The 16,301-nt window shown below is 71.2% G+C and carries 15 protein-coding genes; all 15 read left to right on the forward strand.

All coding sequences use genetic code 11. From position 1 onward, the window contains the following. A partial coding sequence (locus ACFWY6_RS33790; RefSeq protein ID WP_384698684.1) for a Gfo/Idh/MocA family protein occupies positions 1–875 on the forward strand: 875 nt, incomplete at its 5' end. Continuing rightward, positions 872–2,827, forward strand: a complete 1,956-nt coding sequence (locus tag ACFWY6_RS33795) for an alginate lyase family protein (RefSeq protein ID WP_384698687.1) — start codon at positions 872–874, stop codon at positions 2,825–2,827. The genes ACFWY6_RS33790 and ACFWY6_RS33795, both read left to right, overlap by 4 nt. A 15-nt stretch (positions 2,828–2,842) precedes the next feature. Continuing rightward, the gene (locus tag ACFWY6_RS33800; protein ID WP_384698690.1) at positions 2,843–4,378 is read left to right on the forward strand and encodes a right-handed parallel beta-helix repeat-containing protein; all 1,536 of its coding nucleotides are present in this window, start codon (positions 2,843–2,845) and stop codon (positions 4,376–4,378) included. Between the two features lies 1 nt (position 4,379). Further along, entirely contained in the window at positions 4,380–5,693 is a 1,314-nt protein-coding gene (locus ACFWY6_RS33805; protein WP_384698693.1) for an O-antigen ligase domain-containing protein, read from the forward strand. A gap of 8 nt (positions 5,694–5,701) precedes the next feature. Beyond that, positions 5,702–6,943, forward strand: coding sequence for a glycosyltransferase (locus ACFWY6_RS33810; RefSeq protein ID WP_384698726.1), 1,242 nt, complete (start codon positions 5,702–5,704; stop codon positions 6,941–6,943). Next, positions 6,944–8,179 (forward strand): methyltransferase domain-containing protein, encoded by a 1,236-nt coding sequence (locus tag ACFWY6_RS33815; protein WP_384698696.1) that lies wholly within the window; start codon positions 6,944–6,946, stop codon positions 8,177–8,179. Further along, complete coding sequence (locus tag ACFWY6_RS33820; RefSeq protein ID WP_384698699.1) at positions 8,176–8,970, forward strand: glucose-1-phosphate cytidylyltransferase; 795 nt, start codon at positions 8,176–8,178, stop codon at positions 8,968–8,970. The genes ACFWY6_RS33815 and ACFWY6_RS33820 overlap by 4 nt, the downstream gene beginning before the upstream one ends. Next, positions 8,967–9,659 (forward strand): PIG-L deacetylase family protein, encoded by a 693-nt coding sequence (locus ACFWY6_RS33825; RefSeq protein ID WP_384698702.1) that lies wholly within the window; start codon positions 8,967–8,969, stop codon positions 9,657–9,659. Before ACFWY6_RS33820 ends, ACFWY6_RS33825 begins: the two co-directional genes overlap by 4 nt. Before the next feature lie 3 nt (positions 9,660–9,662). Beyond that, complete coding sequence (locus tag ACFWY6_RS33830; RefSeq protein ID WP_384698705.1) at positions 9,663–10,697, forward strand: NAD-dependent epimerase/dehydratase family protein; 1,035 nt, start codon at positions 9,663–9,665, stop codon at positions 10,695–10,697. Beyond that, entirely contained in the window at positions 10,694–11,968 is a 1,275-nt protein-coding gene (locus ACFWY6_RS33835; RefSeq protein ID WP_384698708.1) for a DUF4910 domain-containing protein, read from the forward strand. The genes ACFWY6_RS33830 and ACFWY6_RS33835 overlap by 4 nt, the downstream gene beginning before the upstream one ends. 5 nt (positions 11,969–11,973) lie before the next feature. Further along, the gene (locus tag ACFWY6_RS33840; RefSeq protein ID WP_384698711.1) at positions 11,974–13,272 is read left to right on the forward strand and encodes a hypothetical protein; all 1,299 of its coding nucleotides are present in this window, start codon (positions 11,974–11,976) and stop codon (positions 13,270–13,272) included. After that, positions 13,269–14,216, forward strand: a complete 948-nt coding sequence (locus ACFWY6_RS33845) for a glycosyltransferase family 2 protein (protein WP_384698714.1) — start codon at positions 13,269–13,271, stop codon at positions 14,214–14,216. Before ACFWY6_RS33840 ends, ACFWY6_RS33845 begins: the two co-directional genes overlap by 4 nt. Beyond that, complete coding sequence (locus ACFWY6_RS33850) at positions 14,213–15,424, forward strand: polysaccharide pyruvyl transferase family protein (protein WP_384698717.1); 1,212 nt, start codon at positions 14,213–14,215, stop codon at positions 15,422–15,424. Before ACFWY6_RS33845 ends, ACFWY6_RS33850 begins: the two co-directional genes overlap by 4 nt. Then, the gene (rfbC, locus tag ACFWY6_RS33855) at positions 15,421–15,984 is read left to right on the forward strand and encodes a dTDP-4-dehydrorhamnose 3,5-epimerase (protein WP_384698720.1); all 564 of its coding nucleotides are present in this window, start codon (positions 15,421–15,423) and stop codon (positions 15,982–15,984) included. The genes ACFWY6_RS33850 and rfbC overlap by 4 nt, the downstream gene beginning before the upstream one ends. 7 nt (positions 15,985–15,991) lie before the next feature. After that, positions 15,992–16,301: aminotransferase class III-fold pyridoxal phosphate-dependent enzyme (locus ACFWY6_RS33860; RefSeq protein WP_384698723.1), on the forward strand; the 310-nt coding region annotated here is incomplete at its 3' end.

Here is a 16,301-nt window from a genome sequence, read left to right on the forward strand (position 1 = left end):
GCCGTTGGTGCCGCCGCCGAACCGCGGCCAACGCGAAGCGGAAGTTCGGCTTCACCGAGGCGACCACCGACCTCGACGCCGTGCTCGGCGACAAGTCCATCGACGCGGTGTTCGTGGTCACCCGGCACAGCTCGCACGCCGAACTGACCCGGAGAGCGCTGCTCGCCGGCAAGACGGTGTTCGTGGAGAAGCCCCTGGCCCTCACCGAGGACGAGCTGGCGGGCGTGCTCGCGGCGGTGGAGGAGTCCGGCAACGACCGGCTGCAGGTGGGCTTCAACCGCCGGTTCTCGCCGCTCCTACAGGAGGCCCGGCAGCGGTTCGGCGCCCGGACGGGACCGGCGAGCCTGCGCTACCTGGTCAACGCGGGCCGGCTGCAGCAGGGCAGCTGGTACCTCCAACAGGGCACCGAGGGCTCACGGTTCGCCGGTGAGGGCGGGCACTTCATCGACACGGCGAGCTGGCTGCTCGACGCCGACCCCGTCTCCGTGTACGCGGTCGCCATGTCCGGCAGCGAGGACCTGCAGGTCGTGCTCCGCTACCCGGACGGGTCCACAGCCACCATCAGCTATGTCACCACCGGCGCGCCGGGCTTCCCCAAGGAGACGCTCGACCTCGTCGCGGACGGCAAGGTGCTGCGGCTCGACGACTTCGTACGCGCATCCGTGTACGGGCGTAAGAAGTGGGTCAGTTCGCGGCTGCCCCAGGCCCGGGACAAGGGCCAGAACGCGGAGCTCGCCGCGTTCGTCAAGGCCGTGCGGACCGGCGGGCCGATGCCGGTGCCGCTGGAGTCCCTCGTCGCCACCACGGCGGCCACCCTCGCCGTGCGGGCCGGACTGGCGGGCGGTGCGCCGGTGACGCTGGCGAGGGCGCGATGACCATGAGCGTGGACTGGTACCTGCGACGCCTCTCCCGGATGGGACCGCGGGAGGTCGGCGGCCGGGTGGTCGACGCGGTGCGCAGACGGCGGTGGCGATCGGCGCGGCCGGACTGCCCGAGCGTGACCGACGCCCTGTTCACCGCGGTCCTGCCCGCGGGGACGATCGCCGCCATAGCCCCGGACGCCGCGAAGCGTCTCATCGCCGAGGCGGACCGCCTGATGTACGGGCACGCCGAGTATTTCGGGGTGGTCCGCGACGACCTGGTCCACCCGGACTGGTGGTGCGACCCGAAGACCGGGCGCCGGGCTCCGTGGGGCTATGCCTTCGACGTGCCGTACCGGAACGAGGACGCGGTCGGGGACATCAAGCAGATCTGGGAGCTGTCCCGGCACCAGTACCTCACCGTGCTCGCCGCCGCCTACGCGATCACCGGGAACGAGCGGTACGCCGAGCGCGTGGCCGAGCACCTGCGGTCGTGGTGGGCGGCCAACGCGCCGCTGCGCGGAGTGCACTGGATCAGCGGCATCGAGCTGGGGATCCGACTCCTCTCCTGGGTGTGGATCCGCCGGCTGCTCGACGGCTGGCCGGGCGCGGCCGGCCTCTTCGAGGGCAACCCGGTGGCGCTGAACCAGATCTGGCACCACCAGCGCTGGCTTGCCGCCTTCCCCAGCCGGGGCTCTTCGGCGAACAACCACGTCATCGCCGAGGCCGCCGGGCAGTTCGCGGCGGCCTGCGCGTTCGCGTGGTTCCCCTCATCGGCACGCTGGCGGGCCGGCGCGCTCCGGTCGCTCGAGCGGCATCTGGACGGCAATACCTTCGACTCCGGCCTCAACCGCGAGCTGGCCACCGAGTACCACGGCCTCGTCCTCGAACTCGGCCTGGCCGCGGTGGCCGAGGCGGATGCCGCCGGTGTGCCGGTCCCCGCGTCGATCCGCCTTGTGCTGCTGCGGATGACCGACGCGCTCGCGGCCGTCGTGGACAACCGGTTGCGGCCGCCGCGCCAGGGCGACGCGGACGACGGACACGGCCTGGTCGTGGACGGCACGGGCACCGACCGCTGGGCCTCGCTCCTCGCCACCGGGGACGCCGTGTTCGGCCGCCTCGACTGGTGGCCGGGAGTGACCGGCACCGATGTTCGTACGACGCTCCTCGCCGCGCTCATCAAACCCACCGAGCCGGCCGTGTCCCGCCCGGCGAGCCGCCCGGCCCATTTCGCCGACGCGGGGCTCACCATCCTGCGCGGTCCGGAGGAGATCTGGTGCCGCTGCGACGGTGGTCCGCACGGCTTCCTGTCCATCGCCGCGCACGCCCACGCGGACGCGCTGTCCGTGGAGGTGCGGCACGACGGCGTCGACGTACTCGCCGACCCGGGAACGTACTGCTACCACGGGCAGCCCCTGTGGCGGCAGTACTTCCGGTCGACCCTCGGCCACAACACCCTGCAACTGGACGGCGCCGACCAGTCCGTATCGGGTGGCCCGTTCCTGTGGACCCGGCAGGCCCGCAGCCGTGTCCTGGCCGCGGACGCATCCGGCGATGGCGTGGCCAACTGGGCTGCCGAGCACGACGGTTACCAGGGCGGCTCCGTGCACCGCCGCCGGGTGGAACTGACCGCCGCGAAACAGGAGTTGCGGGTGGTCGACGAGGTGCGCGGCCCAAGCCGGGACGTGTGCCTGGCGTTCCACCTCGGCCCGGCGATCGCCGCGGACCTGGTGGGGAACCGGGCAGCGCTCACCTGGATACGGGACGGAGAGGGCCGCTCCGCGGTGCTCGACCTGCCCGGAGAGCTGAGCTGGAGTGCGCATCGCGGCGAGACCGACCCGCCGCTGGGCTGGTACTCCGCCGGCTTCGGGCGCAAGGAACCCGCCACCACGCTGGTCGGCACCGGACGCGCCGACGGCGCCGCGTCGTCGGGGGAGTTCACCACCGTGCTCAGGTTCCGCGGCTAGAGAGGACGTGTGGGGATGAAGTGGCGGAACTTGGCGTTGCCCGCGGCACCGCTGGCGCTGGTCGTGCTGGCGGCGACCGGCTGTACGAGCACGCCGGACGACGCGCGGGCGGAGCCGACCGACGCGCCATCCGCGTCCAAGGCGCCCACCACGTCCATGGCGCGGGTGTGCGCCAAGCCCGCGGCCGGTCCCGCGAAGGCGCCGAAGGGCGCGGTGACGGTCGACCCCGGGGTGGTCGGCGACCTGGCCGAGAAGACGAAGAGCAGCCCAGCGGGCACCACGTTCTGGCTTCGACCGGGCAAGCACCGGCTTGACCCGGACCGCTATGCCCAGGTCATGACCAAGAAGGGCAACCGCTACATCGGCGCGCCGGGAGCGGTGCTCGACGGCGGGAAGAAGAACAACTACGCGTTCAGCGGCAGCGCCCGCGACGTCACCATCCGCCACCTGACCGTGCAGCGTTTCGTCGCGCCGCCCGACGAGGGCGTGGTCAACCACGACATGGCCGACGGGTGGGTGATCGAGCACGCGAAGATCCAGGACAACTCCGGCGCCGGGCTGATGGCCGGTGCCCGCCAGAAGGTCCGCGCCAGCTGTCTGCGCGACAACGGGCAGTACGGAATGAACGCGTACAAGACCGGCGACTCCATCCGCGGCCTGGTGGTCGAGGGCAACGAGATCGTGGGCAACAACACCGGCGACTGGGAGCGGAAGCGGCCGGGCTGCGGCTGCACCGGAGGCATCAAGTTCTGGGCCGTCAACGGCGCGGAGATACGCGGCAATTGGGTGCACGACAACCGCGGCGTCGGGCTGTGGGCGGACAACAACAACAACGACTTCCGTATCGAGGGCAATCTGCTCGAGGCCAACGACGGTGCGGCGCTGATGTACGAGACCAGCTACAACGCGGTCATCCGCGACAACACGATCCGGCGGAACAACTGGGTCGAGGGCCGCAGGTCCGCCGAACGCGACGACCCCTTCCCGTACGCGACCGTCTACGTGTCGGAATCCGGCGGCGAACCACGGATCAAGGCCCGTACGGACAAGATCGAGATCTACCGGAACGTGCTGGAGGACAACTGGAACGGCATCACCCTGTGGGAGAACGCCGACCGGTTCTGCAACAGCCCGGCCAACACCTCCACCGGATACTGCACATTGCTGGTGAAGGACACCAAGAGCTGCGCGAAACCGGAGATCACCAAGGCGCCGCTCTACGCCGACTGCCGGTGGAAGACCCAGCGGGTGGACATCCACGACAACCGCTTCCTCCTCGACCCGTCGGTCGTCAAGTGCAAGACGGAGTGCGGCCGCATGGCGGTGCTCTCCAACTACGGCACCTATCCGAAGTGGTCGCCGTACAAGGGCAAGCGGGTGTCCGACGCGATCACCCACAAGCAGCACAACCGCTGGCACGACAACACCTACCGCGGACCGTGGAGCTTCGTCGCGGAGAACACGGACCAGAAGCTCGACTCCGGGCAGTGGCAGGACACGCCGTACCGGCAGGACACGGGCAGCACCTACGCGCCACGGTCCGGTGGTTGAGATGGACGGAAACCTGAAGCACGGCATCCTGCCGGCCGGACCGGATACGGCGGACACGCGGCTGCCCGGCGCCGAACCGCGCCCCGCCGGCACGCCGAAGGCCGTCGGGATCGTCTGGGCGCTGCTCGCGCTCAACACGCTCGGCTCCGCCGGGGCGAAGACCATCCTGCCGCTGCCCCGCTCCCTCATCCAGATGGTCACCATGGGCGCGCTGGCCGCCGCGTTCGCGCTGGCGCTCGCGCTCAATCTCCGGCTGCGCATCCGGGCGAGCGCCTTCTTGTTCCTGCTCACCCTGCTCCTCGTGCCGAGCGTGATCTCCAGCGCGAACCTGGAGGTCGGGTTCGGCGCCCTGTTCCGCTGCGCCCGCCTCGCTCTCTTCATCGGCACGCTGTGGCTGCTCAGCCGATGGTGGGACGGCAGCCTGACGTTCGTCCGGCACCACATCCGGATGTACTTCGTGGCGCTCGGGACGGCGGCCGCCGGCCTGGTCATCTCGCCTGGCGCGGCCATGCCCGAGACGTACGGCGGTCGGCTTGTCGGCGCTTTGTGGCCGCTCACCCCGCCGCAGATCGGACAGTACGCCGCAGTGATCATCGGCCTCACGGTGCTGCTCGTCCTGGGCCGCCGGACCACCAGAGGCAGCGCGGCCCTGATCATCGTGCCGTCGCTCGCCCTGCTCGCTTTGACCCATACCCGGACGGCCACGGTCGGCCTGCTCGTCGGGCTCGTCCTTGCGATCGGCTCGCTCGTCCTGACCAGTGCGGCCGCCCGCCGGCTGTTCGTCTGGGCGGTGGTGGTGTCCGCGGTGGCCGCGGTGGGGTTCGCCTCCGCGGTGGAGGCGTGGTTCCTGCGCGGTCAGAGCAAGGAGTACTTCACCAGCCTCACCGGCCGGGCCAAGGTCTGGGACGCCCTGCTGACCGCGCCCCGGTCCACCGCGGAGCAGGTGTTCGGCATGGGCCTGGGCGACAAGTCGTTCGGCGGCCTGCCGATCGACAACAGCTGGCTGGCCGTCTACAGCGAGCAGGGTCTGATCGGCGTCATCCTTGTCGGGACGATCATCCTCGTCCTCGCCGGCGTCGCGTTGCTGCGACCGCCGTCACTGCAGAGGGCCTGCGCGATCTTCCTGATCAGCTACGTCGCGATCTCGTCGTACACCGAGGCAGGCCTCGGCGACGCCTCGCCGTATCTGCTCCATCTGGCCCTGGCCGCCTCGCTCCTCGCGACACCTGCCGCGGCCAGGCCCCTCTCGACGGCGACGCCCCTCACGACGCGCGCGGTCCCGCAACGACGGATCCCTCGATGGGCCAGGAGGTGACCTTGAGCATGCATGTACTCGTGGTGCACAACCGCTACTCCTCGGCTCAGCCGAGCGGGGAGAACGTCGTCGTCGACCAGGAAGTGGGGCTGCTGCGCGCGGCCGGCCACCGGGTCGAGCTGTTCGAGCGGCGCAGCGACGACATCGCTGGACGGTCACTCGCCGGCAAGGCCGCGCTGCCGCTCCTCGTGCCGTGGAACCCGGCGGTCCGCAAGGAGCTCGCCGCCCGACTGCGCGCCTCACGCCCTGACGTGGTGCACATCCACAACGTCTTCCCGCTCCTTTCGCCCGCGGTCCTCGCCGCCTGCGCCGACGCCGGCGTACCCGCCGTCGCCACGCTGCACAACTACACACAGGTCTGCCCGCCCGGCACCCTGCACAGGGATGGCCAGGCGTGTACCGAGTGCGTCGGATCGAAGGCCTCGCTGCCCGCCGTCCGGCACGGCTGCTACCGCAACTCCCGCCTCGCGACGGTGCCGCTCGCGGTCAGCCTGACGGTCAACCGGCGGCGGTGGTGGTCCGGCGTGGAGCGGTTCTTCTGCATCTCCGCGGCGCAGCGCGAAGTCCTGGTGCGGTCCGGCATGCCGGCCGAACTCCTCGCGGTGAAGCACAACTTCGTACCCGACACCGGCGCCCGCCGTACGGGCGCCGGCGACCATGTGCTCTTCCTCGGCCGGCTCGCGGAGGCCAAAGGTGTACAGCTGCTCATGGCCGCGTGGGACGAGATCGCCGCGGCCGGCGGTGTGGGCGTGCCGCTCGTGCTCGCCGGCGCGGGACCACTGGAGCGCGAGGTGACCGCCTGGGCGGCGGAGCGGGACGACGTGCGTTACGTCGGTCTGCTCGACCCGGATCAGTGCCGGCAGGCCCTCGCACGGTCGGTCGCCGTGGTCGCTCCCTCGATGGCCCTGGAGACGTTCGGCCTGGTGGTCGCGGAGGCGATGGCGGCGGGGGTCCCGGCCGTCGCCGCCGGTCACGGCGCCTTCGTCGAACTCGTCGAGGACGGGGTGACCGGTCTCCTGCACCGGCCGGGCGAGCCCACCTCGCTCGCGTCCTGCCTGCGCAGGGTCACGACCGAGCAGGCCCGCAACCAGGAGATGGGGCAGGCGGCCCGGCGCCGTTACGAGCAGCGCTTCAGCCCGGCCGTCGGGCTGGAGCGCCTGCTGGAGGAGTACCGCACCGCGATCGCGGGTCGGACGGAATCAACGGTTCGGATGGAACCAATGGGGGACGGAATCAATGGGGGGCAGTAAATGACACGATGCCGACTCTGCGGCTCGGCGACGCTGGCGAGCGTGGTCGATCTCGGGGCGACGCCACCGTGCGAGAGCTTTCTCGCCGCGGACCAACTGGACCTGCCGGAGCCCGCGTTCCCGCTGCACCTGCGGGTCTGCACCGACTGCTGGCTCGCGCAGATCCCGCCGCTGATCACGCCGGAGGAGACGTTCAAGGAGTACGCGTACTTCTCCTCGTACTCGACCTCCTGGGTGGAGCACGCGCGTACGTTCGTCGCCGACGCCGCGGCGCGCCTTGCTCTCGGCCCCGACGCCTTCGTGGTCGAGGTGGCGAGCAACGACGGATATCTGCTGAAGCATGTGGTGGACCGGGGGATGCGCTGCCTGGGCATCGAACCGTCGGTGAACGTCGGCGCCGCGGCACGGAACGCGGGTGTGCCCACGCTCACGGAGTTCCTGAGTCCGGACATCGGGTCGGCCGTCCGCGCCGAGCACGGCCCTGCGGACCTGGTCGTGGCCAACAACGTGTACGCGCACATCCCCGACGTCGTCGGATTCACCCAGGGGCTGCGCGCCCTGGTCGCCGACGACGGCTGGGTCTCCATCGAGGTGCAGCACCTGCTGACCCTGATCGAGGAGAACCAGTACGACACGATCTACCACGAGCACTTCCAGTACTACACGGTCGCGTCCGCGATCCGGGCCCTCGCGAGCGGCGGACTCGCCCTCGTGGACGTCGAGTTGCTGCCCACGCACGGCGGCTCCATCCGGCTGTGGGCCCGGCCGGCCGAGGTGGCCGGAGAGCCGAGCCGGCAAGTGGTCGACGTACTGGCCCGCGAAAAGGCCGCCGGACTGGAGGAGTTGACCGGGTACGCCGAGTTCTCCGCCCGCGTCGCCAAGGTGCGCAGGGACCTCCTGCGCTTCCTCATCGAGGCGGCCGAGCGCGGCGAGACGGTCGTCGGCTACGGCGCCCCGGGCAAGGGCAACACCCTGCTCAACCACTGCGGCATCCGGCCCGACCTGCTCCCGTACACGGTCGACCGCAACCCCTACAAGCACGGCAGGTTCACCCCGGGCACCCGCATCCCGATCCTGCCGCCCGAGCAGTTGGCCGCCGACAAGCCGGACTACGTCCTCGTCCTCCCGTGGAATCTGCGCGCCGAACTGACCGAGCAGTTGTCCTTCGTGCACGACTGGGGCGGCCGCCTGGTCTTTCCCATCCCGGAACTGAGCATTGTCGAGGTCAAGCCATGAAGGTCGTCCTGTTCTGCGGCGGTTACGGGATGCGGATGCGCGACGGCGCCGCCGACGACGTGCCCAAGCCGATGGCGATGGTCGGGCCGCGACCGCTGATCTGGCATGTCATGCGCTACTACGCGCACTTCGGGCACACGGAGTTCATCCTGTGCCTCGGATACGGGGCCCACCACATCAAGAACTTCTTCCTCACCTACGAGGAGACGACGTCCAACGACTTCGTACTGCGGGGCGGGCGGACCGAGTTGCTGTCCACGGACATCTCGGACTGGACGATCACGTTCGCGCAGACCGGCATCGAGTCACCGATCGGGGAACGCCTCCGCCGGGTGCGGCACCACCTGGACGGCGATGAGATGTTCCTCGCCAACTACGCCGACGTGCTCACCGACGCCCCTCTCGACGAGATGATCGAGAAGTTCGCGTTGCGCGACGCCGGTGCGTCGATGATGGTGGTGCCGCCGCAGTCCTCGTTCCACTGTGTGGACCTGGGCGAGGACGGCCTGGTGGGAGGCATCACCGCGGTGAGTGAACTGCCGCTGTGGGAGAACGGCGGCTACTTCGTGCTCCGCCAGGAGGTCTTCGACCACATACCGGAGAACGGGGATCTGGTCGCCGACGGATGCGCCCAACTCGCCAAGCAGGGACGGTTGGTGGCACACCAGCACCGTGGCTTCTGGAAGCCGACCGACACCGTGAAGGAGCGGGCCGCGCTCGACGCCGCCTACGCCCGGGGAGACCGCCCGTGGGTCGTGTGGGAACGGGACGGCGCGGGGGTGAGCACGTGATCCGGCTCGATGCCGGGCGCCTTGACCGGATCGTCGCGGTGGGCGCGCACTGCGACGACATCGCCATCGGCGCCGGCGGCACGCTCCTCGGGCTGTGCCTCGCCCGGCCGGGAATCCGCGTCGACGCCCTGGTGCTCTCCGGCGGGGGCAGCGAGCGCGAGCAGGAGGAGCGGGCCGCGCTCACCGCCTTCTGTCCGGGCGCCGATCTGCGCCTCACCGTGCTCAAGCTGCCGGACGGCCGGATGCCCGTGCACTGGGACGAGGCCAAGGCCGCGGTCGAGGAGCTGCGCGGGCGGACCGAGCCGGATCTGATCCTGGCCCCGCGCACCGACGACGCACACCAGGACCACCGCGGCCTGGCGCAGCTGATACCCACCGCGTTCCGCGACCACCTCGTTCTCGGCTACGAGATCGTCAAGTGGGACGGCGATCTCGGCCGTCCGGCCGCGTACCAGCCGCTGTCGCCGGAGATCGCCGAACAGAAGGTGCGGCTGCTGCAGGAGCACTACCCCTCGCAGCGGCACCGCCCCTGGTACGACCGCGAGGCCTTCCTCGGTCTCGCACGGATCCGCGGCATCGAATGCCACGCGCGCTACGCCGAGGCGTTCGCCGTCACCAAACTCACGCTCGATCTGGGCACGTCCCCTCTGGGCGCTTCCGATCTGGGCACTTCCAATCAGGGGGAATGAACCTTGCGCGTACTGCTCACCGGACACCAGGGCTACCTGGGCACCGTCATGGCCCCGGTCCTCACGGCTGCCGGGCACGAGGTCGTCGGCCTCGACTCCGGCCTGTTCGCCGACTGCATCCTCGGCCCGCCGCCCGTCGAACTGAAGGGGCACCGGGTGGACCTGCGCGACGTCACGCCCGACCACGTGGCCGGGGTGGACGCCGTGATCCACCTGGCCGCGCTCTCCAACGACCCGCTGGGATCCCTCGCCCCGGAACTCACGTACGACATCAACCACCACGCGTCCGTACGCCTCGCCCGCCTTGCCCGCGACGCAGGAGCGCGGCGCTTCCTGTACGCGTCGACGTGCTCCGTCTACGGCGCCGCGGGCGACCCCGACTTGTCGAACTTGGTCGCCGAGGACGCCCCACTGCGCCCCGTGACGCCGTACGCGGAGTCCAAGGTGCGGGTGGAGGACGACCTGCACGCACTGGCCGACGGAGACTTCAGCCCCGTGTTCATGCGCAACGCCACCGCCTTCGGCTACTCGCCCCGGCTGCGCGCCGACATCGTCCTCAACAACCTGGTGGGCCACGCACTCCTGTCCGGCGAGGTGTTGGTGCTCTCCGACGGCACCCCCTGGCGCCCGCTGGTGCACGCCGCCGACATCGCACGCGCCTTCGCGGCCGCGCTGACCGCGCCGCGCGAAGCGGTGCACGACCGGGCGTTCAACATCGGCAGCGAGACGAACAACGTCACGGTCGCCGAGATCGCCGAGCAGGTCGCCGATGCGGTGCCGGGATCGAAGGTGGTGATCACCGGGGAGACCGGTGCCGATCCGCGCTCGTACCGGGTGGACTTCTCCCGGTTCCGCGCCGCGATACCCGGCTTCGACTGCGAGTGGACGGTGAAGCGGGGTGCGCTCGAACTCGCCGATGCCTACCGCATGTTCGAGCTGACCCGGGAGGACTTCGAGGGACGCTTCACCCGCCTCGCCGTGCTGCGCGCGGCCTCCGAGGCAGGCACCGTCGACGACACCCTGCGGTGGCGCCGATGACCACGGCGGGGGAGGAGATGCACGCCCTGGTGGAGCGGCTGTACCCGCTCTGCCGGAGCATCACCGGCGACGGTGTGCGCGCCACCCTGGACATCGTCGGCGAGTACATCCCCCTCCAGACGCACGAGGTGCCGACCGGGACGCAGGTGCTCGACTGGACGGTGCCGCAGGAGTGGAACATCCGGGACGCGTACGTCGCCGACAGCACGGGCCACCGGGTCGTCGACTTCGCCGCGTCCAGCCTGCACGTGCTCGGCTACAGCGTGCCGGTGTCGGCGACCATGCCCCTGTCCGAGCTCCGCGGGCACCTGCACACCCTGCCGGAGCACCCCGACTGGGTTCCGTACCGCACCAGTTACTACAAGCCGGAATGGGGATTCTGCCTGGCCCAGGAGACCCTGGACGCGCTGCCGGACGGCGAGTACGAGGTGCGGATCGACTCCACCCTCGCGGACGGCCACCTCACGTACGCCGAGCACGTGGTCCCCGGACAGGTCCCCGACGAGGTGATCGTCTCCTGCCACGTCTGCCATCCGTCGCTGGCCAACGACAACCTGGCCGGCATCGCGGTGGCGACGTTCCTGGCACGGGCGCTGGCGGAGCAGACGCCGTACTACACCTACCGGTTCATCTTCGCGCCCGGCACCATCGGGGCGATCACGTGGCTGGCCCGCAACGCGGAGCGGGTGGAGCGGGTCAAGCACGGCCTCGTGCTGGCCTGCGCGGGTGACCGGGGCCAACTGACGTACAAGCAGAGCAGGCGCGGCGACGCGGAGATCGACCGAGTGATGCGGCACGTGCTTGCCGCCTCCGAACGCCCGCACCGCGTCACCGAGTTCACTCCGTACGGCTATGACGAGCGGCAGTACTGCTCGCCCGGATTCGATCTCGGAGTGGGCTCGCTGACCCGGACCCCGTACGCCGGCTACCCCGAGTACCACACCTCGGCGGACAACCTGGACTTCGTCTCTCCGGAGGCGATGGCCGACACCCTCTCCGTCTGCCGCGAGGCGTTCAGCGTCCTCGACCGCAACCGGCGCTACCTCAACCTCAGCCCTTACGGCGAACCGCAGTTGGGCCGCCGTGGGCTGTACGACGCGCTCGGCGGCCGCAGCGACACCAAGCAGGCCCAAATGGCCATGCTCTGGGTGCTCAACCTCTCCGACGGCGAGCACGGTCTCCTTGACGTCGCCGAGCGGTCCGGGCTGCCGTTCGACACCGTCGCCGACGCGGCCGGAGCCCTGGGCGCCGCCGGGCTGATCAAGGCCTGACGCAGATGAGCAGCGAGGGGGAGAAGACGACGAGGCCGCCCGGATCCGCCAGGCGGGCCCTGGTCGGCCGGCTGTCCTGGGGCCTCGCCGACCAGGCGGCCTCCAGCATGAGCAACTTCGTGGTGGGCATCTACGTGGCCCGCTCGCTGGGGGTGACCGCGTTCGGCGTGTTCAGCCTCGCCTGGGTGACCTACGGCGTGGTGCTCAACGTCTCCCGCGGCCTGGCCACCGACCCGCTGGTGGTGCGCTTCAGCGGCGTGCCGGACTGGTCCTGGCGCGCGGCGGTGGCCCGGTCGTCGGGTACCGCGCTCGGCGTCGGTGCCGCCCTCGGCGCGGCGTCGCTGGTGGTCGGCCTCGCTGTCGGTGGCCGCGTGGGCTCCGCGTTCGCCTGCCTCGGCGTCGTACTGCCGGGGCTGCTGCTGCAGGACGCCTGGCGGTTCGCGTTCTTCGCCGCCGGCAACGGGCGGAAGGCGTTCGTCAACGACCTCGTGTGGTGCGTCGCGCTCGTCCCGGCCATGGTGGTGGCGGCCCGCGTGGGCAGCGTGGAGGCCTTCGTGCTCGCCTGGGGCGCCTCCGCCGCGGTGGCCGCGGTGTACGGCTGCTTCCAGTCCGGCATCCGGCCCCGGTTGACCGGCGCGCGCGAGTGGCTTCGCGAGCACCGGGACCTCGGCTACCGGTACCTGGTCGAAAACGTCAGCAACAGCGGCGCGAGCCAGCTGCGGGCGTACGGGCTCGGCGCGATCGTCGGGGTCGGCGCGGTGGGCGTGATCCGGGGAGCGGAGCTCCTGCTCGGCCCGTTCATGGCTGTGCTGATGGGTCTTTCCCTGGTCACCGTCGCGGAGGCGGCGCGGGTACTGAGGCGGGCCCCGCACCGCCTCGGCGCGTTCTGCCTCCTGCTCGGCGGCGGGCAGGCCGTCGCCGCGCTGCTCTGGGGCGGGGCGCTGCTCCTCGTGCCGGACGCGGGCGGCGAGTTCGTGCTCGGCGGTGTCTGGAGCTCCGCGTCGGAGCTCATCGTGCCGGTCACGCTCGGCGTCGCGGGCGCCGGACTCGGCACCGGCGCGGCGGCCGGCCTTCGCGCGCTCGGCGCGGCCCGGCGCAGCCTGCGCAGCCAGCTGATCGCCTCCGCCTGCTACGTCACCGGCGGGCTCGGCGGCGCTGCCGCGGCCGGCACGGTCGGCTCGGCCTGGGGCGTCGCCGCCGCGACCGTCTGCGGCTCGGCCGTGTGGTGGCTGCAGCTGCGGACCGCCCTGCGCGAGCGCGGGGGCAGCCACCAGAACTCCATCCCCGAAGTGAGGACCTCATGACCGCCCAACCCCGGCTGAGCATCGGCCTGCCCGTGTACAACGGCGAGGAGTACCTCGCCGAGTCGCTCGACGCCCTGCTCGGCCAGACCTACGAGGACTTCGAGCTCGTCATCTCCGACAACGCCTCGACCGACGGAACCCAGGACATCTGCCGCAAGTACGCCGAGCGGGACTCGCGTATCCGCTACATCCGGCTGACCCGGAACATCGGCGCCGCGCCGAACCACAACTACGTGTTCACCGAGTGCCACGGCGAACTCTTCAAGTGGGCATCGCACGACGACCTGTACGCCCGTGACCTGCTGCGCCGCTGCGTCGAGGCCCTGGACGAGCGGCCCGACGTGATCCTCGCCCACGCCGACCAGGCGGTCATCGACGAGGACGGCCGGGTGAAGGTCCCGTACGAGTACACGCTCGCCACCGACTCGCCGCGCGCGCCCGAACGCTTCCGCAGCATGCTCTTCGAGCCCGGCGGCGACGACTTCTACGGCGTGCTGCGGGCCGACGTGCTGCGCCGGGTGAAGCCGCACGACAGCTACCACCACGCGGACCGCACGTTCGTCGCCGAGATCGGCCTGCACGGACCGTTCCATCAAGTGCCGGAGCTCCTTTACTTCCGCCGCGACCACCCCACCCGCGCCGAGCGGGCGAACCCGTCGAAGCGATCCCGGTGCGTCAACCTCGACCCGCGCAGGGCGGGCCCGCTGCACCCGACGCCCCGGCTGCTCGCCGAGTACGTCGCGGGCTTCGTGTCGGCGATCCGGCGGGCACCGCTGTCCTCCGCCGACCGGCGCGCGTGCTACCGCCACCTGGCCGCCTGGATGACGAGCCGGGCCCGGCCGGGCGCCGGCGAACGGGTCGAGGACCGCGCCCCGGTCAACCCGGCCAAGCTCACCGTCTCCGTCGACGCCCTCGTGGCAGGACGTGAGGGGCGGGGAGCATGAAGTCCCGTACACGGGTGGGGGTGTTCGGCCTCCTCGGCTCCGGCAACCTCGGCAACGACGGGTCACTCGAAGCCGTGCTCGGGTACCTCCGCGCCGAGCACCCGGATGCGGCCGTGGACGCGCTGTGCGGCGGACCCGAGGCCGTCACGTCCCGGTACGGGATCCCCGCGACGCGGCTGCACTGGTACCGCGGGGAGTACCGGACCGCGTCACGTGCGGGCGCGATCGCGGGCAAGGGTCTGGGCAAGTTCGTCGACGCCGCCCGCACCGCCGCCTGGGTGCGCCGGCACGACGTGGTGATCGTGCCGGGGATGGGCGTCCTGGAGGCCACGCTGCCGCTGCGGCCGTGGGGCTTCCCGTACGCGCTGTTCCTGCTCTGCGCGAGTGGCCGGCTCCTTCGCACCCGGGTCGCGCTGGTCGGCGTCGGCGCCGCCCCGATCGGCAACCGGCCGACCCGGGCCCTGGTGCGCCGGTCGGCGCGGCTTGCCGCGTACCGCTCGTACCGGGACGCCCCATCCCGCGACGCGATGCGGGAGATGGGCGTGGACACCACGCACGACGAGGTCTACCCGGACCTCGCCTTCGCCCTGCCGACGCCCCCGACGAGCGTGCCCGCAGGCCCGCCGGGGGGCCCGGTCTGCGTAGGCGTCATGGACTTCCACGGCGGCAACGACGACCGCGCCAGGGCCGCGGAGATCCACCGGAGCTACCTCGACGGGACAACTCGCTTCGTCCGCACCCTGGTCGAGGAGGGCAGGCCGGTCCGGCTGCTCACCGGTGACGCCTGCGACGCCCCGGTGGTCGCCGCGATCCTCGACGCGGTGGACTCGCCGCTGGTCACGGCTGCCGAAGTGACCTCCCTTGCCGACCTGATGAAGGAGACCGCGGCTGCCGACACCGTGGTGGCGACCCGCTACCACAACCTGATCTGCGCGCTGAAGGCCGGCACACCGACGCTCGCACTCAGCTATGCGGCGAAGAGCGACGCGCTCATGGACCGAATGGGCCTCGGTGCGTACTGCCACCCGGCCCGCGAGGTCGACACCGACCGACTCCTCGAGCAGTTCCGGGCACTGGAGAAGCGATCGGCGGAGGTACGGCGGACCCTTGCCGAACGCAACGCGGTCGCCGCCCGGCAACTCAAGGATCAGTTCGCCGAGTTGACCGCGGCCCTGTTCCCGGCCCACGCCCTACGGGAGGCCCCATGAAAGCGACCGAAGTACCGGAGATCACCGGCGCGTACCTCTTCGAGCCGACCCCGCACGCCGACGAACGCGGCTTCTTCTGCCGCACCTTCGACGCCGACGTGGTCCGCTCGGTGGGCCTCGACCCGGACGCCTTCATCCAGGACAGCGTGTCCCGCTCCGTACGGGGCGTGCTGCGCGGCCTGCACCTGCGCTCCGGCGCCGGCGAGGCCAAGCTGGTGCGGTGCTCGTACGGGAGGATCTTCGACGTCGTCGTGGACCTGCGGCAGGACTCGCCGACGTACCGCAACCGGGCCTACTTCGAACTGTCCGACGAGACGCAGAAGACCCTCTACATCCCGGCGGGCTGCGCGCACGGCTTCCAGGCGCTGACCGAAACCGCCGACACCTCGTACCGGATCGACCGCCCGCACGACCCGGCCGAGGACGTGACGATCGCCTTCGACGACCCGGAGCTCGCCGTCGACTGGCCGCTGCCGGTCACGTCGATGTCCGAGCGGGACCGGCAGGCGCCGAGCCTCGCCGAGGTCCTGAAGCACCTTCCGCAGCAGAAAGAGAGCTGAAGTCAGCGTGGACACTGAGGAGTTCCGCCTGCCCCGGTCGCGGGAGGCGAACGAGCGGCTGCACGCCATGATCCCCGGAGGCGCGCACACCTACGCCAAGGGAGACGACCAGTACCCGGAGGACCTGGCCCCGGTGATCAGCCACGGCCGCGGTGCCCACGTATGGGACGTCGACGGCAACCGCTACATCGAGTACGGGTCAGGGCTGCGGTCGGTCAGCCTGGGCCACGCCCACCCACGGGTGCTCGAGGCGGTGCGGCGGGAAATCGACCGCGGCAGCAACTTCGTCCGGCCGTCCGTCGTGGAGGTCTGTCTCT

It is taken from the genome of Streptomyces sp. NPDC059037 (assembly GCF_042740015.1).
Taxonomy (GTDB): Bacteria; Actinomycetota; Actinomycetes; order Streptomycetales; family Streptomycetaceae; genus Streptomyces.

Coding starts and splice junctions, on each gene's coding strand:
- ACFWY6_RS33795 (WP_384698687.1), top strand. CDS start 872: ATGACCATGAGCGTGGACTGGTACCTGCGACGCCTCTCCCGGATGGGA.
- ACFWY6_RS33800 (WP_384698690.1), top strand. CDS start 2,843: ATGAAGTGGCGGAACTTGGCGTTGCCCGCGGCACCGCTGGCGCTGGTC.
- ACFWY6_RS33805 (WP_384698693.1), top strand. CDS start 4,380: ATGGACGGAAACCTGAAGCACGGCATCCTGCCGGCCGGACCGGATACG.
- ACFWY6_RS33810 (WP_384698726.1), top strand. CDS start 5,702: ATGCATGTACTCGTGGTGCACAACCGCTACTCCTCGGCTCAGCCGAGC.
- ACFWY6_RS33815 (WP_384698696.1), top strand. CDS start 6,944: ATGACACGATGCCGACTCTGCGGCTCGGCGACGCTGGCGAGCGTGGTC.
- ACFWY6_RS33820 (WP_384698699.1), top strand. CDS start 8,176: ATGAAGGTCGTCCTGTTCTGCGGCGGTTACGGGATGCGGATGCGCGAC.
- ACFWY6_RS33835 (WP_384698708.1), top strand. CDS start 10,694: ATGACCACGGCGGGGGAGGAGATGCACGCCCTGGTGGAGCGGCTGTAC.
- ACFWY6_RS33840 (WP_384698711.1), top strand. CDS start 11,974: ATGAGCAGCGAGGGGGAGAAGACGACGAGGCCGCCCGGATCCGCCAGG.
- ACFWY6_RS33845 (WP_384698714.1), top strand. CDS start 13,269: ATGACCGCCCAACCCCGGCTGAGCATCGGCCTGCCCGTGTACAACGGC.
- ACFWY6_RS33850 (WP_384698717.1), top strand. CDS start 14,213: ATGAAGTCCCGTACACGGGTGGGGGTGTTCGGCCTCCTCGGCTCCGGC.
- rfbC (WP_384698720.1), top strand. CDS start 15,421: ATGAAAGCGACCGAAGTACCGGAGATCACCGGCGCGTACCTCTTCGAG.